Source organism: Aurantimonas manganoxydans SI85-9A1, assembly GCF_000153465.1.
GTDB lineage: Bacteria > Pseudomonadota > Alphaproteobacteria > Rhizobiales > Rhizobiaceae > Aurantimonas > Aurantimonas manganoxydans.
The window spans coordinates 50,457-72,607 of record NZ_CH672387.1; the positions used below are offsets into that span (position 1 = coordinate 50,457).

General features: G+C 67.4%; 22 protein-coding genes. 12 read left to right on the forward strand and 10 right to left on the reverse strand.

The genetic code is table 11. The annotated features are described in order from the left end of the window. Window positions 1-83 precede the first annotated feature (83 nt). On the forward strand, window positions 84-317 hold the full coding sequence (locus SI859A1_RS00560) for a DUF2061 domain-containing protein (protein WP_202797857.1): 234 nt from the start codon (window positions 84-86) through the stop codon (window positions 315-317). An 89-nt stretch (window positions 318-406) separates the two neighbouring features. Here SI859A1_RS00560 and rplS read toward each other — a convergent pair whose 3' ends face one another. After that, window positions 407-868 (reverse strand): 50S ribosomal protein L19, encoded by a 462-nt coding sequence (gene rplS / locus SI859A1_RS00565; RefSeq protein ID WP_009207938.1) that lies wholly within the window; start codon window positions 866-868, stop codon window positions 407-409. Between the two features lie 317 nt (window positions 869-1,185). On the opposite strand from rplS, the gene SI859A1_RS00570 reads away from it, so the two are divergent. Beyond that, a complete protein-coding gene (locus SI859A1_RS00570) occupies window positions 1,186-1,941 on the forward strand; it encodes a sulfite exporter TauE/SafE family protein (RefSeq protein ID WP_009207939.1) in 756 nt (251 codons plus the stop codon). A 130-nt stretch (window positions 1,942-2,071) separates the two neighbouring features. After that, on the forward strand, window positions 2,072-2,752 hold the full coding sequence (locus SI859A1_RS00575; protein ID WP_009207940.1) for a hypothetical protein: 681 nt from the start codon (window positions 2,072-2,074) through the stop codon (window positions 2,750-2,752). A 78-nt stretch (window positions 2,753-2,830) separates the two neighbouring features. Here SI859A1_RS00575 and kduD read toward each other — a convergent pair whose 3' ends face one another. The 8 genes from kduD to uxaC form a co-directional block, all read right to left on the reverse strand. Beyond that, on the reverse strand, window positions 2,831-3,592 hold the full coding sequence (gene kduD / locus SI859A1_RS00580) for a 2-dehydro-3-deoxy-D-gluconate 5-dehydrogenase KduD (RefSeq protein ID WP_009207941.1): 762 nt from the start codon (window positions 3,590-3,592) through the stop codon (window positions 2,831-2,833). Beyond that, window positions 3,589-4,413 carry a 5-dehydro-4-deoxy-D-glucuronate isomerase gene (kduI, locus tag SI859A1_RS00585; RefSeq protein ID WP_009207942.1) on the reverse strand — a complete coding sequence of 275 codons (825 nt, stop codon included), beginning with the start codon at window positions 4,411-4,413 and terminating at the stop codon, window positions 3,589-3,591. The genes kduD and kduI overlap by 4 nt, the downstream gene beginning before the upstream one ends. A gap of 86 nt (window positions 4,414-4,499) precedes the next feature. After that, the gene (locus SI859A1_RS00590) at window positions 4,500-4,823 is read right to left on the reverse strand and encodes a cupin domain-containing protein (RefSeq protein WP_009207943.1); all 324 of its coding nucleotides are present in this window, start codon (window positions 4,821-4,823) and stop codon (window positions 4,500-4,502) included. 35 nt (window positions 4,824-4,858) lie between these two features. Further along, complete coding sequence (locus tag SI859A1_RS00595) at window positions 4,859-6,340, reverse strand: mannitol dehydrogenase family protein (RefSeq protein ID WP_148233683.1); 1,482 nt, start codon at window positions 6,338-6,340, stop codon at window positions 4,859-4,861. Window positions 6,341-6,342: 2 nt separating this feature from the next. Next, window positions 6,343-7,623 (reverse strand): TRAP transporter large permease, encoded by a 1,281-nt coding sequence (locus SI859A1_RS00600; protein WP_009207945.1) that lies wholly within the window; start codon window positions 7,621-7,623, stop codon window positions 6,343-6,345. 8 nt (window positions 7,624-7,631) lie between these two features. Continuing rightward, window positions 7,632-8,147, reverse strand: coding sequence for a TRAP transporter small permease (locus tag SI859A1_RS00605; RefSeq protein ID WP_040324912.1), 516 nt, complete (start codon window positions 8,145-8,147; stop codon window positions 7,632-7,634). 136 nt (window positions 8,148-8,283) lie between these two features. Further along, a complete protein-coding gene (locus SI859A1_RS00610; protein WP_009207946.1) occupies window positions 8,284-9,273 on the reverse strand; it encodes a TRAP transporter substrate-binding protein in 990 nt (329 codons plus the stop codon). Window positions 9,274-9,311: 38 nt separating this feature from the next. Beyond that, entirely contained in the window at window positions 9,312-10,718 is a 1,407-nt protein-coding gene (gene uxaC, locus SI859A1_RS00615; protein ID WP_009207947.1) for a glucuronate isomerase, read from the reverse strand. Between the two features lie 79 nt (window positions 10,719-10,797). On the opposite strand from uxaC, the gene SI859A1_RS00620 reads away from it, so the two are divergent. The 4 genes from SI859A1_RS00620 to SI859A1_RS00635 all read left to right on the forward strand — a co-directional run bounded on the left by SI859A1_RS00620 (window position 10,798) and on the right by SI859A1_RS00635 (window position 15,426). Then, window positions 10,798-11,502: a GntR family transcriptional regulator gene (locus SI859A1_RS00620; protein ID WP_009207948.1), complete on the forward strand. Its 705-nt coding sequence runs from the start codon at window positions 10,798-10,800 to the stop codon at window positions 11,500-11,502. Between the two features lie 70 nt (window positions 11,503-11,572). Next, window positions 11,573-12,787 carry a mannonate dehydratase gene (uxuA, locus tag SI859A1_RS00625; RefSeq protein WP_009207949.1) on the forward strand — a complete coding sequence of 405 codons (1,215 nt, stop codon included), beginning with the start codon at window positions 11,573-11,575 and terminating at the stop codon, window positions 12,785-12,787. After that, entirely contained in the window at window positions 12,784-13,689 is a 906-nt protein-coding gene (locus SI859A1_RS00630) for a sugar kinase (RefSeq protein ID WP_009207950.1), read from the forward strand. Before uxuA ends, SI859A1_RS00630 begins: the two co-directional genes overlap by 4 nt. Window positions 13,690-13,794: 105 nt before the next feature. Continuing rightward, on the forward strand, window positions 13,795-15,426 hold the full coding sequence (locus SI859A1_RS00635; RefSeq protein ID WP_148233685.1) for a serine hydrolase: 1,632 nt from the start codon (window positions 13,795-13,797) through the stop codon (window positions 15,424-15,426). A gap of 92 nt (window positions 15,427-15,518) precedes the next feature. On the opposite strand, the gene SI859A1_RS00640 is transcribed toward SI859A1_RS00635, so the two are convergent. Beyond that, complete coding sequence (locus SI859A1_RS00640; protein ID WP_040324915.1) at window positions 15,519-17,033, reverse strand: D-arabinonate dehydratase; 1,515 nt, start codon at window positions 17,031-17,033, stop codon at window positions 15,519-15,521. 184 nt (window positions 17,034-17,217) lie between these two features. Here SI859A1_RS00640 and SI859A1_RS00645 point away from each other — a divergent pair, with 184 nt between their 5' ends. From SI859A1_RS00645 to SI859A1_RS21245, 5 genes are all read left to right on the forward strand, one after another. Then, a complete protein-coding gene (locus SI859A1_RS00645) occupies window positions 17,218-18,195 on the forward strand; it encodes a sialic acid TRAP transporter substrate-binding protein SiaP (protein WP_009207953.1) in 978 nt (325 codons plus the stop codon). Window positions 18,196-18,266: 71 nt separating this feature from the next. Beyond that, a complete protein-coding gene (locus SI859A1_RS00650) occupies window positions 18,267-18,848 on the forward strand; it encodes a TRAP transporter small permease (protein WP_050767382.1) in 582 nt (193 codons plus the stop codon). A 94-nt stretch (window positions 18,849-18,942) separates the two neighbouring features. After that, window positions 18,943-20,223, forward strand: a complete 1,281-nt coding sequence (locus SI859A1_RS00655; RefSeq protein ID WP_009207955.1) for a TRAP transporter large permease — start codon at window positions 18,943-18,945, stop codon at window positions 20,221-20,223. A gap of 162 nt (window positions 20,224-20,385) precedes the next feature. After that, window positions 20,386-21,165 (forward strand): succinate dehydrogenase iron-sulfur subunit, encoded by a 780-nt coding sequence (locus SI859A1_RS00660; RefSeq protein ID WP_009207956.1) that lies wholly within the window; start codon window positions 20,386-20,388, stop codon window positions 21,163-21,165. Window positions 21,166-21,277: 112 nt separating this feature from the next. Continuing rightward, window positions 21,278-22,123: a cell wall hydrolase gene (locus SI859A1_RS21245; RefSeq protein ID WP_009207957.1), complete on the forward strand. Its 846-nt coding sequence runs from the start codon at window positions 21,278-21,280 to the stop codon at window positions 22,121-22,123. Window positions 22,124-22,151: the final 28 nt, after the last annotated feature.

The window sequence follows — 22,151 nt, forward strand, 5'->3', positions numbered from 1 at the left end:
GTGTCCCGCCAACGACAACCGGCGACGCTGCCCGTCGCGCAGCCCCCGCCCGCACAGGAGAGATCCCAGCTATGGAAACCCGCATGCGCAGCCTGACCAAAGCCGCCTCCTGGCAGGGGCTCGGTCTGGTGACCATGTCGGCCCTCGGCTATCTCTTCACCGGATCGCTGACCTCTGGCGGCATCCTTGCCCTCACCTCCGGCGGCGTCGGCTTCTGCGTCTATCTTCTGCATGAACGCCTGTGGGCGCGGGTTCAATGGGGCTGGGACCCGGCCGGCGACGACGGCGACGATGGGCTCGGCCGCGGACGCGCCTGACCCGTCGCGGCACAATCCCTTTCCATCCGGGCGTAAAAAAAGCGGCCCGGAGGCCGCTTTGAAAATCTGACGAAGATGCCTGCTGCCGATTACTCGGCGGCGGCGTCCTTGGCAGCCTGCTTCTCGGCCTTGGCGCGGTCGCGCTCGGCGACGGCGACCTGACGGGCCTCGTCGTTCAGCTTGCGCGCACGGACGTTGGTGGCCTCAACGATACGGGCCGACTTGCCGCGACGATCGCGCAGGTAATAAAGCTTGGCGCGACGCACCTTGCCGCGGCGCACGACCTCGACCGAATCGAGCATCGGCGAATACATCGGGAAGACGCGCTCGACGCCTTCGCCGTAGGAGATCTTGCGAACGGTGAAGTTCTCCTGGATGCCGGCGCCCGAACGCGCGATGCAGACGCCTTCATAGGCCTGCACGCGGGTACGCGTGCCTTCGGTCACCTTGACGTTCACCCGCAGCGTGTCGCCGGCGGAAAATTCGGGAATGGTGCGGATCGCGTTGATCCGTTCGGCCTCGGCGGCCTCGAGTTCAGAGATGATGTTCATGGCATAGCCTCAATTCGTTTCATGCCGGATGAGTTTAGTCTCAGCCGACATGGCCGCCGGGACGGTCAAGTTATTCTGAGGAAATCGGTGGTGCCCATACAACGCTTTGGCCGGCTTGTCACTAGCTGCGAGCGAAGAACGGACCGGAATCCGTCCCGATCCATGCGCGCAGCTGCGCAAGACGCCTCCGTCTTGTCGCTCCGCGGGGATCGTGCGAAGCCCTTGTGACGATGCCGCGCGGCCGCGCGCGCGTCGTTCCCGCTTCAGGCCACCGCTCGCCACGCCGGCGTGCGGCCGGCGCTCCAAGGTCTTCTCGCATGTCCGTCCTCGTCATTGCCCTCCTGTTTCTCGCAGGTTTCGTGTCCGGTGCCATCAATGCGGTCGCCGGCGGCGGCACCTTCATCTCCTTCGGGGCGCTGACCCTGATCGGCGTGCCGTCGATCGTGGCCAACGCGACGTCGTCGATCGCCCAGCTGCCAGGCTACATCACCTCGACGCTGGCCTATCGCAAGGACTTCGCCAAGATGTGGCGCGGCGTCCTCGTCCTGGCGGTGGTCTCGGCCATCGGTTCGCTCGGCGGCGCGCTGTTCCTGCTCTACCTCAACAACGCGCAGTTCTCGGCGGTGGTGCCCTGGCTGCTGCTCGGCGCGACGGCGCTGTTTGCGGCCGGTCCCTGGCTGAAGCCGAAGCCGAAGCACCAGGACGCGGCGGCCGAGGGGCGCAATTTCGCCAGCCCGATCGTCCAGTTCTTCACCTCGATCTATGGCGGCTTCTTCGGCGCCGGCATGGGCATCATGATGCTGGCGACGCTGGGCCTGACCGAGGGCGGCGACTATCACCGGCTGAACGCCATCAAGAACCTTCTCGCCAATGTCATCGCCATCACCGCGATCATCGTCTTCGTCTCGGGCGGCGTCGTCGACTGGCCCGGCGCGCTGGCGATGATACCGGGCGTGGCGCTGGGCGGTTATGCGGGCGTGTGGGCAGCCAAGCGGGTGCCGCAGATCGCGGTGCGGCTGTTCGTCATCGCCATCGGCCTGATTCTCGCCGGTTATTATTTCTGGATAGGCTGAGACGGATCGCTCCGGGGAGGGGGCGATTCGCCATCCTGACAGGCTCGGTCACGGGCCCTAGATTGACCGACGGGACACCGCTGAACGGCCCGACAGAACGGCCGGACGACCACAGAATTCGGAGGACACCATGATCAGAACGACCCGCGTCGCCCTTGCCGGCATCGCCTTCCTTGCACTGACGGCGGCGCCGGCCCTTGCCCAGTCCCAGGACGGGACGACGGCCGAGGGCAGCGACGCGAAGCCGGCGGTGGAATCGACGGCCGGCGCGCCGACGCCGACCGAGCCGGCGGCGACCGAAACGCCCGAAGCCCCGGCCGCCTCCGGCGGCGAGGCCAGCGACGCAACCGCGTCGGGTGCGCCGGGCGGTTCTGCGGTCACCGACGAGGAGGCGAAACGCGCCCCTGTCGCACCGAGCAACGAGGTCGGCGAGAAATTCGAGCTGCCCCGGGTGTCCGACGACAACCAGATCGAGATGATCGCCGGTCTCTGCGCTGTCCAGATGAAGGAGATGAGCCCGGCCGCCTGCACCTGTCTCGGCGAGGCCGCGATGGAGGATCTGTCGGCGCCGCAGCGCGACTATCTGATCGCCAGCGTCGTGGCGCCGCCAGTGGCCGAGCGCATGCTGGGCGACGGCCGTGTCGGCGAGCCCGACCAGAAGGAGATTTTCGCCTTCCTGCAGTCGACCTCGGAGAGCTGCGCGGCCGAGACCGGTGCGGCCGGCCAGGACAACAATGCTGCAACGCCCAAGGCGGCTCCGGCCGAGGCGATGCCCGGCGCCGGGGACGATGCGGCCAAGCCGGCGAAGTAAGTCACGTCGTCAGACGGATCAGGGAAGGGCGGCGCCATGTCGGCGCCGCCCTTTGTCGTTTCAGGCAGGCGCGGCCCGTCAGCGCGCCAGCCAGCCGCCATCCACCGGCAGTATGGCGCCGTGCACGTAGCGTGCGGCATCGGAGGCAAGGAACACCGCCGCACCGCCGATGTCGGAGGCTTCGCCCCAGCGCCCGGCCGGAATCCGCCCTAGGATCGCGGCGGAGCGGTCCGGGTCGTCGCGCAGCGCCTCGGTGTTGTTGCTGACGATGTAGCCCGGGGCGATGGCGTTGACGTTGACGTTGCGCGCGGCCCATTCACAGGCGAGCAGCCGGGTCAGGCCGCAGATGCCGTGCTTGGAGGCGGTATAGCTCGCCACCCGGATGCCGCCCTGGACGGACAGGACGGAGGCGATGTTGACGATCGCCGCGTGGCGGTCGTCGGCCATGGCCGCCTTGCCGAAGGCCTGGGAGAGAAAGAAGGCGGTCTTCAGATTGAGGTCGAGGACGTCGTCCCAGTCGGCCTCGCTGAAGTCGACGGCATCGGCCCGCCGGATGATGCCGGCATTGTTGACCAGGATGTCGAAGGGGCCGTCCTGACGCGCCGCGGCCTCGTAGAGCGCCACGGCGGCCGTCTTGTCGGACAGGTCGGCGAGGTGCTCGCTGCCGCCGCTGCCGCCGGCCGCCGTGATCATCTCCAGCGTCTCGCTCATGGCCGAGCGCCCGGCGCAGGCGACCGTCGCGCCGGCCCCCGCCAGTGCCACGGCGATCCCCTGGCCGATGCCGGTATTGGCGCCGGTGACGAAGGCGCGCTTGCCGGTCAGGTCGAAGCCCGAACTCATTGCAGGTCTCCGATCTCCACCATGTCGACGTCCTTGTAGTCGACATTGTCGCCGGCCATCGCCCAGATGAAGGTGTAGGACGCCGTGCCCGCGCCGCTGTGGATCGACCAGGGCGGCGACAGGACGGCCTGCTCGTTCTTCACCACCAGATGCCGGGTCTCGGACGGCTCGCCCATCATGTGGAAGACGCGGGCATCCTCGGGCAGGTCGAAATACAGATAGGCCTCGGAGCGGCGGTCGTGGACATGGGCCGGCATAGTGTTCCAGACCGAGCCGCCGTGCAGCGTGGTCATGCCGGCGACGAGCTGGCAGCTCTCCATGACGTCGGGATGGACGAACTGGAAGATCGAGCGGTCGTTGGAGGTGGCCGCGGCGCCGAGATCGACGCGCTTGGCGGCATCGATCGTTACCAGCCGGGTGTCGAAATGGCGGTGGGCGGGGGCGCTGAGGATGTAGAAGCGCGCCGCCGCGCCGGAGAAGGTCAGCGGGCCGTCGCCGAGGCCGACATAGAGCATGTCGCGATGGTTGAGTTCATGGGGGCCGCTGCCGGTGCGCACCGTGCCGGTCTCGCCGATATTGACGATCACCGCCTCGCGGCGGTCGAGAAAGCCCGGCGTGCCGGTCTCCCTGGCGCTGTCGAGCACCAGGTCGCCGGCGGACGGCACGGCGCCGCCGACGATCATGCGGTCGTAATGGCTGTAGACCAGGTTGATCTCGCCCGGCACGAAGGGCTGCTCGATCAGGAATTCGGCGCGCAGCTGCGCGGTGTCGAAGGTGCGGGCGTGACGCGGGTCGATCGCCTGTCGGGTCTCGATCGTCATGGGATGTCTCCGTTCTGGACATGGCTCCGCCGCCGCACCGGACGCGCGCCCGGTGCGGGACAGAAACGGGTGGTGTCTTAGCCGGCTTAGAGGAAGTCTTCGCGAGCCGGGGTGAAGATGTCGATCAGCGTGCCGCCGGTCGCCGATTCGCAGAAATGCACGGCGTTGGACGGAACGACGAGGCTGTCGCCTGCGGTCACGCGCCGGGTCCTGCCGGCGATGGTGAAGTCGAAGACGCCCTGCCGGACATAGGTCGCCTGGAGATGCGGATGGGAATGGGCCGGGCCGCAGCCGCCTGGCTGGAACTCCACCTCGACGACCATCATCTCCGGCGAATGGGTCAGGATCCGGCGCCGCGTGCTGGCGTCGACCTGGGTCCAGTCGCCCGGTGTCTCAACGATCGTGCTCATGGTCTGTCTCCTTGCGGTGCCTCAAGCGCAACCGCCTAGTGGGGCGAATGGGCGGTGCGTGCGACGGTGGCCGCGGCGCCATCGGTGAGCAATGCGGCGAGGGCCGCGGTCACGGCGCGCCGGAATTCGGGATGGTTGCGCAGATCGGCGCCGAAGACGTCGCCGATGCCGAGATAGGCCGCGGCCAGCCGCTCCGGATCGCGGCCGGCCTCCTCGCCGATGGCCCGCAGCCGGTCGGCCAGTGGGTCCCTGACGTCGATCGGCGCGCCGGCCTCGTCGGTGCCGGTGACGTAGCGCATCCAGGCCGCGACCCCGAGCGCCAGGCGATCGAAGGGAGCGCCGGCGGCGATGCGATCGCGGACCGTGCCCAGTAGGCGCTGGGGCAGCTTCTGCGACCCGTCCATGGCGATCTGCCAGGTGCGATGCTGCAGGGCCGGATTGTGGAAGCGCGACAGCAGCGCCTCGCGGTAGCCGCCGAGATCGGTGCCGGGCATTTGCAGCGTCGGCATCACCTCTTCGGTCATCAGGCCGCGCACCAGCGCCTCATAGGCCGGGTCGGCGATCGCCTGCGCCACCGTCTGGTATCCGCCGAGATAGCCGAGATAGGCCAACGTCGAATGGGAGCCGTTGAGCATGCGCAGCTTCATGCGCTCGTGGCCCTCGACGTCGGACACCATCTCGGCGCCGACGGCGGCGAAGTCGGGCCGGCCGGTCGGGAAGCGGTCCTCGATCACCCACTGGCCGAACGGTTCGCTGACCACCGGCCAGGCATCCTCGACGCCCAGCGCCGCGGTGATCTCGGCGATGTCACCGTCGCTGGTGGCCGGCACGATGCGGTCGACCATGGTGCCGGCGAAAGCGACGTCGTTTTCCACGAAACGGGCGAGGTCGCCGCCGATCAGGGCGGCATATTGCGAAACGATGCGATGGGTGGTCTCGCCGTTGGACGGCAGATTGTCGCAGGGCATCACCGTGAAGGGCACGATGTTCGCCTCGCGCCGCCGCCGCAGCGCTTCGGCGATCAGGCCCGGCGCCGTGGTCGGCGCGCGCGGATTCGCCAGATCCGCAACAATGTCGGGATGGGCAGGGTTGAGGTCGCCGGTCGCCGGATCGTGGCAATAGCCCTTCTCGGTGATGGTCAGCGACACGATGCGCACCGCCGGATCGCACATCTGCGCCAGCAGGGCCTCCGGGTCCTGTGGCGCGACATGGATCGCCTTCAGCGAACCGATAACCCGCAGCTGCGCGCCCTCGCCGGAGCGGAAGGCGACGGTGAAGAGATTGTCCTGCGGCGCCAGCGCATCGCGCATGTCGGCCCGGCGCAGCGACGCGCCGGCGATGGCCCATTGCGGATCGGTGGCCAGGATGTCGTCGAGATAGACCGCCTGATGGGCGCGGTGGAAGGCGCCGACGCCCAGATGGACGATGCCGGTGGTGGTCCGGCGTGGGTCGTAGGCCGGCCGGCGGACGGCCTGGGGCAGGGATGGGAGGGTCGAAAGCGACAGTCTTTGCATCATGCTCACTTAAACAGCGACGGCAGCCAGAGCGACACCGCCGGGACGTAGGTCACGAGGCCGAGCACGAGGAGCGCGGCGCCGTAGAAGGGCCAGATGGTGCGCATCGCCTGCCAGACCGAGATCCGGCCGATGGCGCAGCCGACGAAGAGCACGGCGCCGACCGGCGGGGTACACAGGCCGATCCCGAGATTGAGCACCATGATCACACCGAACTGCACCGGGTCGACCCCATAGGCGGTCACGACCGGCAGGAAGATCGGCGTCGTGATGATGATCAGCGGCGACATGTCCATGAAGGTGCCGAGGCCGAGCAGCATGATGTTGACCATCAACAGGATGACGATCGGGTTGTCCGACACGCTCTTCATGAAGGCGACGAGTTCGGCCGGCACGCGCAGATAGGCCAAGAGCCAGCCGAAGGCGGCGGCGGCGCCGATGATCAGCAGCACCATCGCGGTGGTGCGCACGGCGCCCAGCGTCGCCTCGACGAAGGAGGCAAAGCTCAACGTGCGGTAGCACACGATGGTGGCGAGCACCGCGTAGACCACGGCGACGCAGGAGCTCTCGGTGGCGGTGAAGATGCCCGAGCGCACGCCGCCGAAGATGATGGCGATGAGCAAAAGACCCGGAATGGCGGTGAGGAACAGGACGCCGACGGTGCGAAAGCCCTGGAAGGTCTCGGTCGGATAGCCCTGCTTGATGGCAACCCGCCAGGCGACGAACATCAGGACGCCCGCCAGGAGGACGCCTGGGACGACGCCCGCGGTGAACAGGTCGGCGATGGAGATCGAGCCGCCGGCCGAGATCGAATAGATGATCATGTTGTGGGACGGCGGCATCAGAAGCGCGATGATCGACGAGACGACGGTGATGTTGACCGCATAATCGGCGCTGTAGCCGCGCTTTTCCATCTGCGGGACCATCAGGCCGCCGATCGCCGAGGCGTCGGCGACGGCCGAGCCGGAGACGCCGCCGAACAGGGTGGAGGCGGCGACATTGACCTGGCCGAGGCCGCCGCGGGCATGCCCGACCAGCGATCCGGCGAAGGCCACCAGTCGCGAGGCGATGCCGCCGCGCACCATCAGGTCGCCGGCATAGATGAAGAAGGGAATGGCGAGCAGCGCATAGACGCTGAGGCCGGAATTGAGCCGCTGGAAGACGATCAGCGGCGGGATGCCCATGTACATCACCGTCGCCAGCGACGCGATCCCGAGGCAGAAGGCGATCGGCGTGCCGATCAACAGGAGGAAGACGAAGCTTCCGAAGAGGATAATGAGATCCATGGTCGGGCTCAGTCCGAAATCGCGAAGGCGTTGGCATTCTCGAGGCCGCAGAAGCGGCGCAGGATGCGGTTGGCCGTGAAGAGGATGGACAGGACGGCTCCGACGATCAGCGGCATGAAGGTGGTGCCGCCGGGAATGCCGAGGGTCGGGATGGTGGTGTTCCAGGTGCCGGCCATCAACTCGGTACCGTAGACCATCATCGCCAGCGAGAAGCCGAGGACGGCGAGGTCGGAGATGGTGCGCAGGGCCTTCTTGCCGTTGTCCGGCACGACATAGACGAGGACGTCGAAACCGAGATGGTAGCCCTCGTGAATGCCGACGCTGGCGCCCAGGAAGATGAACCAGCCCATGAGCTGCACGGAGGTGGATTCGGTCCAGCTCGGGCTGTCGTTCAGCACGTAGCGGGCGAAGACCTGCCAGAAGATGATCAGGGTCATGGTGACGAGACCGATGCCCGCGCCCCAGAGCGCAGCTCGCGCCAGCCGGCGCACGAACGGTTCGATCGTCAGGAGAAAGGGACGCATGGAGCGGGGTCAACCTGCGACGGGAAGGAGCCGGTGCGACCCGGCAGGACGCTCGCCCGCTGCCGTTTCGGCGGGACGCAGCGAAGACAGGATCGGGACCGGCGGCGACATTGCGCCACCGGTCCTGCAAGGGGTGCTACTCGGTCGCCTGGATGCGGGCGACGAGGTCCTTCAGCTTGTCGTTGGTCACGTATTTCTCGTAGACCGGCTTCATCGCGTCGATGAAGGGCTGCTTGTCGATGTCCTTGACGACCTCGACGCCGGCCTCGCGGACCATCTTCTCCGATTCCGCCTCGCGGGCCTGCCACAGCTCGCGCATCTTGGTGACGCTCTCCTTGGCGGCCGTGCGGACGATCTCCTGGTCTTCCGGCGAGAGCTTCTCCCAGCTCTTCTTGGACATGACGAGGACTTCCGGCACGATCAGGTGCTCGTCGAGCGTGTAGTGCTTGGCGACCTCGAAATGCTTGGAGGATTCGAAGCTTGGCCAGTTGTTCTCGGCGCCCTCGATGACGCCGGTCTGAATCGAGGAATAGACCTCGCCATAGGGCATCGGGGTGGCGTTGCCGCCGAGCGCATTGACCATGTCGACGAAGATGTCGGACTGCATGACCCGGAACTTCAGGCCCTTCAGGTCATCCATCGACTTGATCGGCTTCTCGCTGTTGTAGAAGGAGCGGGCGCCGCCGTCGTAATAGGCGAGGCCGATCAGGTCATGGGGCTCGAAGGCCGCCAGGATCTCGTCGCCGATCGGGCCGTCCATCACCTTGTGCATGTGGTCGATGGACCGGAAGATGTAGGGAAGCGAGACGACCTGTGTCTCTTCCACGATGTTGTTGAAGGGCCCCATGGAGACGCGGTTCAGGTCGATGACACCGAACTGGGTCTGCTCGATCGTGTCCTTCTCCTCGCCGAGCTGGGCCGAGTGATAGACCTCGATGCCGATGCGACCGTCGGTGCGCTCCTTGACGAGCTCGCCCATGTACTTGACCGCCTCGACGGTCGGGTAGCCGTCGGGATGGGTGTCCGACGAGCGCAGCAGCGTCTCCTGCGCCGACACGGCCGTGGCGGCCCCCGCCAGCATCGTCGCCAGCGCGATCGTCGCGGTGACTTTCCTGAATATGCTCATGCCTGCTTCCTCCCAGAAATGGCGGCGTCAGCCGCCGGTCAAAGCCTGTAGGCCTCCTTGGCCAGGCGATAGGCAAGATCGTGGGCAACCTCGAACGCTTCGTCCTCCGCGAGGCGTCCGGTGACCACGAGATCGGCCAGATAGGCGCAGTCCACCCGCCGCGCGACGTCGTGCCGGGCGGGGATCGAGCAGAAGGCGCGGGTGTCGTCGTTGAAGCCGACGGTGTTGTAGAAGCCGGCGGTCTCGGTGACCTGCTCGCGGAACCGCTTCATCCCCTCCGGCGCGTCGAAGAACCACCAGGGCGGGCCGAGCTTCAGGCACGGATAGACGCCGGCCAGTGGCGCCAGTTCGCGCGAATACACGGTCTCGTCGAGGGTGAAGAGGATGATCGTCAGGCCGGGCTCCAGCCCGACCGCGTCGAGCAGCGGCTTGAGCGCGGTGACGTAATTGGTCGGCTGCGGGATGTCGAAACCCTTGTCGCGGCCGAAGCCGGCGGCGACCCTGTCCGAATGGCTGCGGAAGGAGCCGGCATGGATCTGCATGACCATGCCGTCCTCGACCGACAGCCTCGCCATCTCGGTCAGCATCTGGGCGCGGAAGGCCTCGCGGTCGTCGGCGGAGGCCGATCCGTCGGTGACGCGGGCAAACAGCGCCTCGGCCTCGGCGCGGGGCAGGTCTGCGGTGCGCGCCGTCGGATGGCCGTGATCGGTCGCGGTCGCGCCGAAGTCGCGGAAATAGGCGCGGCGGGCGCGGTGGGCGTCGAGATAGCCGGCATAGCTGGCGACGTCGCAGCCAGTGATCTCGCCGAGACGCGCGAGATTGGCGGCAAATCCCGGAAAGTCGGGGTCGATGACGGCATCGGGCCTGTAGGTGGTGATCACCCGTCCGCCCCAGCCGCTGTCGCGGATCGTGCGGTGATGGGCGAGATCGTCCAGCGCGCTCTCGGTGGTGGCGATCGCCTCGATGTTGAAGCGCTCGAACAGCGCCCGCGGCCGGTAGGCATCTTGGGCGAGGCGGTCGGAGATGCGGTCGTAGTAGAAGTCGGCGGTCTCGGCCGACAGGCGCCGCTCGATGTCGAACAGGGTCTGGAAGGAATGGTCGAGCCACAGCCGCGTCGGGGTGCCGCGGAACAGGTGATAATGGCTGGCGAAGCGGTGCCAGATGGCGCGGCCGTCGGTCTCGGTCGCGACGCCGTTGGCGTCAGGCACGCCGAGCTCCTCCAGGCGGATGCCCTGCGAGACCAGCATGCGGAAGATGTAGTGATCGGGCGTGACGAAGAGCTGGGCGGGGTCCGGGAAGCGCTGGTTCTCGGCGTACCAGCGCGGATCGGTATGGCCGTGCGGGCTGATGATCGGCAGGTCGGCGACCGTCCGGTAGAGCGCGCGGGCGATGTCGCGCACCCTCGGCGTCGCGGGGAACAGCCGATCCTCGTCCAGTAGCGCCATCCGTTCCTCACCCACGAATTTCATTGCTTGCGAACAAACTGGTATCCTAGTATCCGAACGTCGTCAACAAAGGTCCGTCATGTCTCTCGAAGCCCTTTCCCCGGACGCCACGACCCAGCCCCGGGGCACGATGGCCGACAGCGTCTACACGCAATTGCGCACGGCCATCCTGGAGCTTCGCCTTCTGCCCGGCGTCGGCATTTCGGAGGCCGAGGTCGCCCGGCATCTGGGCGTATCGCGCCAGCCGGTGCGCGAGGCCTTCGGCCGCCTCGCCCGTACCGGCTATCTGCGCGTGCAGCCGCAGCGCCGGACCGAGGTGGTGAAGATCTCGGTGCAGGAGGTGCGCAATGCCCGCTTCATCCGCGAGGCGCTGGAGGTCGCGGTGGTGCGCGAGGCCTGCCAGCGTGACGTCGGCGAACTGGTCGGCCGGCTCGAGGCCAATCTGGAACTGCAGCGCGCGGCGCAGCGGACGGACGATCGCCACACCTTCCATCTAGAGGACGACGAGTTTCACCGCCTCATCGCGCAGGGCGCGGGATGCGGCTTTGCCTGGCAACTCATCGACGAGCAGAAGGCGCAGATGGACCGGTTGCGCTTCCTGTCACTGGCCTTCGGCCAGCCGGCGGTCTACGAGGACCACGTGGCGATCTTCGAGGCCATCAAGGCCCGGGATGGCGAGGCGGCCGACCTTGCGATGCGCACGCATCTCGGCCGGATCAACGACCATCTGGTCCGCCTGAGGGTCGAGTTCGACCAGTATTTCGACGACAGCGACGCGGGCTGAGCCGGCGTGCCGTCAGCCAGGACAGGGGCGCTGCAGGGCGCCCGACACGCGACCGGGGTGGGGACGCAACATGCAGGAAACGTGGCGCTGGTTCGGGCCGCAGGATCGCATCCAGCTATCGGAAATCCGCCAGACCGGCGCCCGGGGCATCGTCAATGCCCTGCACGAGATTCCCTATGGCGAGGTCTGGACGGTGGAGGCGATCACCGCGCGAAAGGCGCTGATCGCCGAAGACCCGGCGCTCGGCCTGGAATGGCGGGTCGTGGAAAGCCTGCCGGTACACGAGCGCATCAAGCTGGGCGACGGCGATCTGGAGCCGCTGTTCGAGACTTATCGCCAGTCGCTGCGCAATCTCGCCGCCTGCGGCATCCATACCGTCTGCTACAATTTCATGCCGCTGCTCGACTGGACGCGCACCGAACTGGCCGCGCCGGTGGTGGGGGGCGGCACCAGCCTGCGCTTCAACATGCATGAATATGTCGCCTTCGACGTCTTCATGCTGGAGCGCGAGGGCGCGGCGGACGACGTCGCGCCGCAGACGCTGGCGCGGGCGAAAGCCTGGTTCGAGGCTTCGACGCCAGCCGATCGCGAGCGGCTGCTGACCGCCATCAATGCCGGCCTGCCGGGCGCCTATGCGCGCTACGACGTCGCCGGCCTGCGCGAGATCCTCGGCCGCTATGCCGGCATCACCCGCGACGACGTGCGGGCCAATTATGGCCGCTTCCTCGAAGCGGTTGTGCCGGTGGCCGAAGAGGCCGGCATGCGGCTTTGCGTCCATCCCGACGATCCGCCGCGACCTCTCTTCGGCCTGCCGCGGGTGGTCTCGAATGCCGAGGACATCGCCTTCGTGCTCGATGCCGTGCCGTCGCCCGCCAACGGCCTGACGCTCTGCTCGGGCTCGCTCGGCGCCAATCCGGCCAACGACGTGCCGGCGATCGCCGCGCGCTTTGCCGACAAGATCCATTTCGCCCATCTCAGAAACGTTGCCAAGGATGCCGACGGCTCCTTCGAGGAGGCCGATCATCTGGCCGGCGACACAGACATGGTGGCGCTGGTGCGCGTGCTGATGGCCGAGGAGCGCCGCCGCCGGGCCGAGGGCCGGGCGGACGCGGAGATCCCGATGCGACCCGATCACGGCCACGAGCTTCTGTCCGACATCGGTCGCGGTACCCATCCGGGCTATCCGGTCATCGGCCGGATGCGCGGGCTGGCGGAACTGCGCGGCGTCATGGCCGCGGTGGCGGCCCTCGACGGCGATGCGTCTGCCCATCGGGTGCCGGCATGAGCGCGGCGACCCGCAGGCGCATCGTCTCCATCGGCGAATGCATGGTGGAGCTGTCCTCGGCCGGCGAGGGGCTCTATCGCAAGGGCTTTGCCGGCGACACCTTCAACACCGCCTGGTATCTGCGGCGCGGGCTCGGCGAGGGCTGGGACGTCGCCTACCACACGGCGCTCGGCACCGACACGACATCGGACGAGATGCTGGCCTTCTTCACCGAGGCCGGGCTGGCGACCGATCTCGTCCGCCGCATCCCCGAACGGATGCCGGGCCTCTACATGATCCATCTGGACGGCGCCGAGCGCAGCTTCTCCTACTGGCGCGACAGCGCCGCGGCGAAGCTGCTGGCGGCCGACCCGGCGCAGCTGGACGCGGCCGCGGCGAGCGGCGACGCCTTCTATTTCTCCGGCATCACCCTGGCGATCCTGTCGCCTGACGATCGCCAGCGCCTGCTCGACATGCTGGGCGCGGCCCGCGCCGCCGGCAAGCTGGTCGCCTTCGACCCGAACATCCGGCCGCGCCTGTGGCCGGAGCCGGATGTGATGCGGGCGGCGATGGAGGCGGGCGCCGCCGTCGCCAGCCTCTGCCTGCCGAGCTTTCCCGACGAGGTCGCGGCCTTCGGTGACGCCTCGCCCGAGGCGACGGCCAGGCGGTATCTCGCCTGCGGCACCGGCGAAGTGGTGGTCAAGGACGGCTCCGATCCAGCGCTGGTCGCGACGGAGGGCGGCTTCGAGACCGTGGCCGCGCGCAAGGTCGCCGACGTCATCGACACGACGGGGGCGGGCGACAGCTTCAATGCCGGCTATCTCGCCGCGCGCCTCGACGGCGCCGAACCGCGGCAGGCGGCCGAGCGCGGGCACGAGCTGGCCGGCGAGGTCGTTCGCCATTACGGCGCCCTGATCCGTTAACGCGGCCGAAACCCTGCCGGCGAATGGGGTTTCCACCTGCATCTGACGCATCGTAAGGTGTCTGGACCCGCTCCGTCGGCCGGTTCGGGCGAAGGGAGCCTTGCGATGATCCGCCTTGTTGGTCCGATCAGAACCCCCACCCTGCCGGCGCTGACCCTCAGTCTGCTTCTAGGCGTTCTGGCGGTCCCCACGATGGCGCAGGATGCAGCGTCGCCTTCGCCTGCCAATCTTCTGCCGGCACCCGTCATGCCGGTGCCACCGCTTCTGGACCGGCAGCAGGTGGACCGGGCCGTCGATCGCCTCGACGCGGTCGTCGAGGGGGTGATGGAGACGACCGGCGTGCCGGGCGTCGCGGTCGCGGTCGTCTACCGGGACGAGGTCCTCTTCGCCAAGGGCTTCGGCCTGCGCGAGGTCGGCCAGCCGGAGACGGTGGATACCGACACGGTCTTCCTGCTTGCCTCGCTGTCGAAGCCGATCGCCTCGACCCTCGTCGCGGGCCTCGTCGGCGACGGCCTGTTGGAATGGGACCAGCCGGTGCGCGGCTACAGTCCGTCCTTCGCCCTCTCCGATCCCTATGTCAGCGAACATGCGACCTTCGCCGATCTCATGTCGCATCGTTCAGGGCTGGCGACGGGGGCCGGCGACCTTCTCGAAGATCTCGGCTTGGACAGGGAGACGATCCTGTCGCGGATCGACCAACAGCCCCTGGACCCGTTCCGCTCGACCTATCACTACTCCAACCTCGGCTATACGGCCGGTGCGGTCGCCGCGGCGAAGGCCGCTGGCCAACCCTTCGAGGCGCTTGCCTCGGAGCGGCTGATCCAGCCGCTCGGCATGACCCGCACGAGCTATCGCAACGCGGACTATGCCGGCCATGACAACCGGGCGCGCATCCATGTGCGGGCCGGCGCGCCGGACGAGGGGCGCTGGGAGGCGCGCTACGAACGCGTGGCGGACGCCGAGGCTCCGGCCGGCGGCGCCAGCGCCTCGGTCTCCGATATGGCCCGCTTCCTGCGCCTGCAGCTCGGCAAGGGTCGTTTCGAGGGCACGCCCCTGATCGATGAGAGCGCCCTGGCAACGACCCATCAGCCGCATATGCCGAATCGCCTGCCGGCCGATCCGGCGATCCGCGCCGGCTTCTACGGGCTGGGCTGGAACGTCGGTACCGACGATCTTGGCCGGGTGACGCTCGGCCATTCCGGTGCCTTCAACCTCGGCACCGCGACGGCGATCTCGCTGCTTCCCGGCGAGGAACTCGGCATCGTCGTCCTCACCAATGGCGAGCCGATCGGCGTGCCGGAAGCGATCTGCGCGAGCTTCATGGATATCGTTCAGAACGGCGAGCAGACCGTCGACTGGCTGGGCTTCATCGGTGGCATCTTCGCGCAGCAGCGGACCGCCGAACTCGAGGCGGCGGAGGTGCCGCCGGCACCCGCCAACGCCGCGGCACCGCGCGACCTTGAGACCTATGCCAGCCGCTACGCGAACAGCTATTTCGGCGCGCTTCGTGTCGAGGCGGAGGAGGGCGCCCTGTCGATGATCCTCGGCCCGGCACAGGCGCCGACGCGTTTCGCGCTGACCGCCTATGACGGCGATGTCTTCACCTTCGAGACGATCGGCGAGAACGCCACCGGGCCGTCGCTCGCGCGGTTCCGCAGGGGTGACGATGGCCGCGTCGTCGACGTCACGCTGGATTATTACGACCGGGCGGGCCTGGGGACCTTCGTCCGGGACTGAGCCAACACATCTGCGGCGCACATGGTCTGCGCCGCAGAACAAGGGCCGCGCACGGGCGGCGGCGCCGTAGCGGCCGCCCGCATCGCTGCTGCCTACATGGTCGCGCCGATCTGCCAGGGCACGAATTCGTAGTCGCCGAGACCCTGTGCCTCGGATTTCGACATCTCGCCCGACGCGACGCGCAGCAGCAATTCGTAGATCTCGCGGCCGGCGGCCTCGATCGACAGCCCCTCGGAGACGATCCGACCGCAATCGACGTCCATGTCCTCGGACATCTTGCGATACATCTCGGTGTTGGTGGCGATCTTGATCGACGGCGAGGGCTTGAAGCCGGCGGCCGAACCGCGCCCGGTGGTGAAGGCCACGAGGTTGCAGCCCGAGGCGATCTGGCCGGTCACCGAAGCCGGGTCGTAGCCGGGCGAATCCATGAAGACGAAGCCGCGCGTATTGACCGGCTCGCCATAGCGGAAGACCCCGTTGAGCGGCGTCGTGCCGCCCTTGGCCGCCGCGCCCAGCGACTTCTCCAGGATGGTGGTCAGGCCGCCCTTCTTGTTGCCGGGCGACGGGTTGTTGTCCATCGAGCCCTTGTTGCGGGCGGTATAATCCTCCCACCACTCGATCAGCTTGACCAGCTTGCGGCCGGTCTTCTCGTCCTTGGCGCGGCGGGTCAGCAGATGCTCGGCGCCGTAGATCTCCGGCGTTTCCGCAAGGACGCCGGTGCCGCCCTGGGCGACCAGCAGGTCGCAGGCATAGCCGAGCGCCGGATTGGCGGTGATGCCCGACCAGGCGTCGGAGCCGCCGCACTGGAGCGCGACCATCAGCTCAGAGGCCGGGCAGGGCTCGCGGCGCGCCTCGTTGGCGATCGGCAGCATGGCGCGGACGCGCTCGACGCCGATCTCGACCGTGCGACGCAGACCCGCCACGTCCTGGATGTTCATGGCGTGGAACATCGGGCCCTTCTCGATCCCAAAGGCTTCCAGCAGCCAGTCGATCTGGTTCACCTCGCAGCCGAGGCCGACCATCAGCACGCCGGCGACGTTCGGATGGCGGGCATAGCCCCACATGATCCGCTGCAGCGCCTCGAAGCCCTCGCCATCGCCGCCCATGCCGCAGCCGGTGCCGTGGACGAAGGCGGTGACGCCGTCGACATTGGGATAGGCCGCCAGTTCCTCCGGCCCGAAGGCCTCGGCGATCTTGCGGGCTGCCGTCGCCGAGCAGTTGACGGAGGTGATCACAGCGATGGTGTTGCGGGTGCCGACGCGGCCATCCTTGCGGCGATAGCCCATGAAGGTGTCGCGCTGGTCCTCGGGCACCATGGCGACCGGGCGCAGGTCGGTCGAGAAATCGTAATTGTGGGCGGTGCCGCGGAACTCGACATTCTGGGTGTGGACGTGGCTGCCGGGCGCGATGTCCTCGGCGGCGTAGCCGATGATCTGCGCATATTTGATCACCGGCGTTCCGGCGGGAATGGCCCGGGTGGCGATCTTGTGGCCGCGCGGGACCAGTCCGATGGTCGTCGTCTCCTCGACCGCGGCGCCGGTTTCCAGCGCCTTCAGCGCCGTGACCACGTTGTCCGAAGGGTCGAGGCGCACCGTATTCGTCGACATGTCTGAACTATCCTCTGTCTCGACCGATCGCACCGACCGGATACCTCGCCGCGCCGCCGCCCGCCTTGTTTTCCGCCACCGCTCTTGCGGCAGCGATCGTCAAGAACGACGATGGGGCCATTGCGCTATGGGACGCAATCAATATGATCGCCTGAAAACAGTGTATACATTGGGGAGGAACAAGATGAAATACACACAGCACGTGCTGGCCCTTTCGGCCGCAACCGCCATCGCGCTCACCGCGCAGCCGGCCGCCGCGCAGACGGCGCTGAAATTCGCCCATGTCTACGAGTCGAGCGAGCCGTATCATACCTGCGCGGTGGAGGCGTCGGACAAGCTGAAGGCGGCGACGGAGGATCGCTACTCCTTCGAGGTGTTCCCGGCGTCCTCGCTCGGCAAGGAGGTCGACATCAACGAGGGTCTCGGCCTCGGCACCGTTGACGTGATCTATACCGGCCAGCTCTTCGCCGGCCGCGCCTACGGCCCGATCGCCATCGGCGGTGCGCCCTACATGTTCCGCGACTACGACCACTGGGACAAGTTCCGCAACTCGGACCTCTTCGAGGAACTGGCCGCGGGCTACAACGAGGCCACCGGCAACCACGTCGTCGCCACCACCTATTACGGTCAGCGTCACGTGACGGCGAACAAGCCGATCAATACGCCGGCCGACATGGAGGGCATGAAGATCCGGGTGCCGAATGCCCCGCTCTACATGATGTTCCCGAAGGCGGTGAACGCCAATCCGACGCCGATCGCCTTTGCCGAGGTCTATCTCGCCCTGCAGCAGGGCACTGTGGACGGGCAGGAGAACCCGCTGCCCACCATCCAGGCCAAGAAGTTCTACGAGGTGCAGTCGGACATCTCGCTGACCGCCCACATCAACGATGCGCTGCTGACCATCGTCGGCGGCCCGACCTGGGACCAGATGGAAGAGGCCGACCGGACGGCGCTCACCGACGTGCTCAAGGAGACCGCCGACTGCGCGACCACGCAGGTGCGCGACAACGAAGCCAAGCTCGCCGAGTGGTTCCGCGAGCAGGGCGTCAACGTTCATGAGGTCGACATCACGCCGTTCCGCGAGGCGACGATGAAGCTCCACAACGGCCCCGACGCCACCTGGGACCAGGAGACCTACGACCGCCTGCAGGCGATCAAGTAGGCTCCCCGCCACCCGAATTGATGCCGGGCGCCCCTTGGCCGCCCGGCATGCCTTCACATCCGGATGCGGCCATGACGTCACCTGAAATCGATCCCGGCACGGAAGAGGGCGTGTACCCTCTGGAGCCGAACCCGTTTGCCGACCAGCCGGTCGACCTGTCCGACCTGCGCTGGAGCGACGGCGTCGTGTTCGGCGTCTTCTGGCTCCTGGCCTTCGTGGTCTTCCTGCAGTTCTTCACGCGCTACGTACTCAACAATTCCCTCGGCTGGACCGAGGAGATCGCGCGCTTCCTGCTGATCGCGGTCACCTTCATCGGTTCGATCATGGCGGCCCGCAAGGAAAGCCACATCGCGGTCGAGCTGTTCTATCGCTACCTGTCGCGGCGGGGGCGCTTCGTCGCCCAGATCGCCGTCGATCTGATCACACTGGCCTTCTATGGCACAATGGCCTGGTTCTGCACCCAACTCGCCGGCCGCACGCACCAGATGATGGTGTCGATCGACGTGCCGAAATCCTCGGTCTACTGGGGCGTCGCGGTCTGCTTCGCACTGATGACGCTCTATGCGCTGGCGGCGGTCGTTCGCCATTGGCGCACCGGGACGAGCCGCCTCATCGACCCGGAACGCTTCGCGCTCGCGGGCACCGGCCTTTGATGGCCACCATCGTCGCCGCCATCCATTGCTTCGCACGCGACGCCGGGCCGGTGCGCCCGGACGCCCGCCTGCGCACCCATTCCACGGGGATCCCATGCTTCTGACGATGCTGTTCGTGCTGCTTCTGGGGATGATCGTCCTCGGCGTGCCCGTGGCGATCGCGCTGGCCGGCTCCTCGGCGGTCTTCATCCTGGTCGAGGGCCGGGTGCCCGACGTCGTGGTCATCCACCGCATGATCAACGGGGTCGATTCCTTCCCGCTGCTGGCGATCCCCTTCTTCATTCTCGCCGGCAACCTGATGAATGCGGCCGGCATCACCGAGCGGATCTTCGATTTCGCCAAGGCGATCTTCGGCTGGATGCGCGGCGGTCTCGGCCATGTGAATGTCGGCGCCTCGGTGATCTTTGCCGGCATGTCCGGCGCGGCGGTGGCCGATGCCGGCGGCCTCGGCGCCATCGAGATCAAGGCGATGCGCGACGCAAATTACGAGCCGGGCTTCGCGGTCGGCATCACCGCCGCGTCCTCGACCATCGGGCCAATCATTCCGCCGTCCCTGCCGATGGTGATCTACGGCGTCGTCGCCGGCGCCTCGATCGGCCAGCTCTTCGCCGCCGGGTTCATTCCGGGCCTGCTGATGGCCGTCTCGCTGATGGCGATGATCGCGATCTATGCCCGCCGCCGCAATTATCCGGTCGACCAGCCGTTCAAGCTGTCGATCCTCGGCTTCACCTTCAAGCGCGCCTTCCTGTCGCTGATGACGCCGGTGATCATCGTCGGCGGCATCCTGACCGGCGCCTTCACGCCGACGGAAGCGGCGATCGCGGCCTGTGCCTGGGCGTTGATCCTCGGCCTCGTGGTCTATCGCACGCTGACGCTGAAGCGATTCCTGCGGGTCTCCTTCGACACGATCGAGACCACCGCCGTCGTCCTGTTCATCGTCGCCGCGGCGTCGATCTTCGCCTGGATCCTGACCTCCAACCGGGCGCCGGAGCAGTTCGCCGCGCTGATCCTGACGATCTCCGACAATCCGTGGGTCGTCCTGCTGCTGATCAACCTGATCCTGCTGATCGTCGGCTGCTTCATGGAGACCGTGGCGGCGATCACCATCCTGACGCCGGTGCTGCTGCCGATCGCCATGCAGATGGGCGTCGATCCGGTGCATTTCGGGGTGATCATGGTGCTCAACCTGATGATCGGCCTGTTGACCCCGCCGATCGGCATGGTGCTCTACGTCCTGTCGCGGGTGTCGGGCATTCCGTTCGAGCGCTGCATGTCGGCGACGGCGCCGTTCCTGGTGCCGCTCTTCGTGGTGCTGTTCCTTATCACCTTCATTCCGGCCCTGACCATGTGGCTGCCGACGCTGATCTATCGCTGAGGCAGGCGTCACCCGGCAACGGCCGCGAGACAACGTCGCAGACGCCGGAAAACGGCCGGACTTCAAACGATTTGAAGCGTTTCCGCGCCGTTTCGTCTCTGGTGTTTTGCAGCGCACGCTTTATGTTGCGAACGATTCCAGAAAGGCACCGGATACATCCTCATGGTCGAACTTGCCCTCCCGAAGAACTCCACCATCAACCCCGGCAAGGTGTGGGACAAGCCGGCGGGCGCGACGAATGTGCGCGAGTTCAAGATCTATCGCTGGTCGCCGGACGACGAGGAAAACCCGCGGACCGACACCTATTACGTCGATACCGACGATTGCGGCCCGATGGTTCTCGACGCGCTGTTGTGGATCAAGAACAAGGTCGACTCGACCCTGTCGCTGCGCCGCTCCTGCCGTGAGGGCATCTGCGGTTCCTGCGCCATGAACATCGACGGCTCCAACACGCTGGCCTGCACCAAGGGCATGGACGAGATCCGCGGCGCCGTGAAGGTCTATCCGCTGCCGCACATGCCGGTGATCAAGGATCTGATCCCCGATCTGACCGTGCCCTATACCCAGCTGCGCTCGATCGAACCGTGGCTGAAGACCGACACGCCGGAGCCCGAGCGCGAATGGCGCCAGAGCCATGAGGACCGCGAGAAGCTCGATGGCCTCTACGAGTGCATCCTGTGCTTCTGCTGCCAGACCTCGTGCCCGTCCTATTGGTGGAATGGCGACCGCTATCTCGGCCCGGCCGTCCTGTTGCAGGCCTATCGCTGGCTGATCGATTCCCGCGACGAGGCGACGGGCGAGCGGCTCGACGATCTGGAAGATCCGTTCAAGCTCTATCGCTGCCACACCATCATGAACTGCACCCAGTCCTGCCCGAAGGGACTGAACCCGGCCAAGGCGATCGCCGAGATCCGCAAGATGATGATCGAACGCCGGGTCTGACCCGGCGGCAGGCGCGGCGTTTCAGCAACACCGGCCGGCGGAATCGCCTGCCGGTGTCATTCCCGCACACGCCGCCCCGTTTGCCGACACATTTCGTGACCACGACAGCGCCATGAGCACGTTGTCGATCCGCGGCCGTCTGCCGGCCCTTGCCACACTTCTGTCCGCTGCCGTCCTGTCCGGCTGTGTCGGCGCACCGGAGATCGAGGAGGTGGTGTCACCCCTCAGCTACGGGCCGAGCCAGGAATGCCTCGCCCGGGCGATGTTCTTCGAATCCAATCGCTCCAGCCGCGAGGGCATGCTTGCCGTCGGCACCGTGGTGATGAACCGCGTCGGCTCGCCGAGCTATCCCGATTCCGTCTGCGACGTGGTCGCCCAGCCCAAGCAGTTCGCCCCAGGCGTGATGACCCGCGACATGGGGGCCGGCAAGGAACTGGCGATGCAGACCGCCCATGAGGTCCTGTCGGGCAAGCGCCACGCGGCCGTCGGCGATGCCAAGTTCTTCCACACAGCGGGCCTGAGCTTCGGCTACGGCAACATGCACTACAAGGTGATTGCCGGCGGCAACGCCTTCTACCAGAAGATTTCGCGCGACCAGCGCAGCGCCGGCTTCCGCATGGCGTCCCAGGCGGAGGTTCGCAAGAAGGGCGCCGCCGCGGCCATCGACGAGGTCCGCACCGCCGCCGTCGCGCCGAGCCCGGAACAGGACACGTCTTCCCCGGCCGGACTGGCGACGGCCACCGCCATGGCGCCGCGCCAGACCACCCGCCAAGAGGCCAACCCCTTCCTCACGCTCTGGCAGGGCCTGACCGAACAACCGGCCCGCGCCGACAGCGGCAAGGGCGGTCGCGTGCGTGCGGCGGCAGCCGCCGCACCGACGCAGGATGCCGCCGATACGGCCACGCTCGACGCCCGCATGCAGGCCTTGCCCGGCGTCCAGACGGCTACCGCCGACTAAGTTCGGCCGGCGCGGGGCTCTGCCGCCG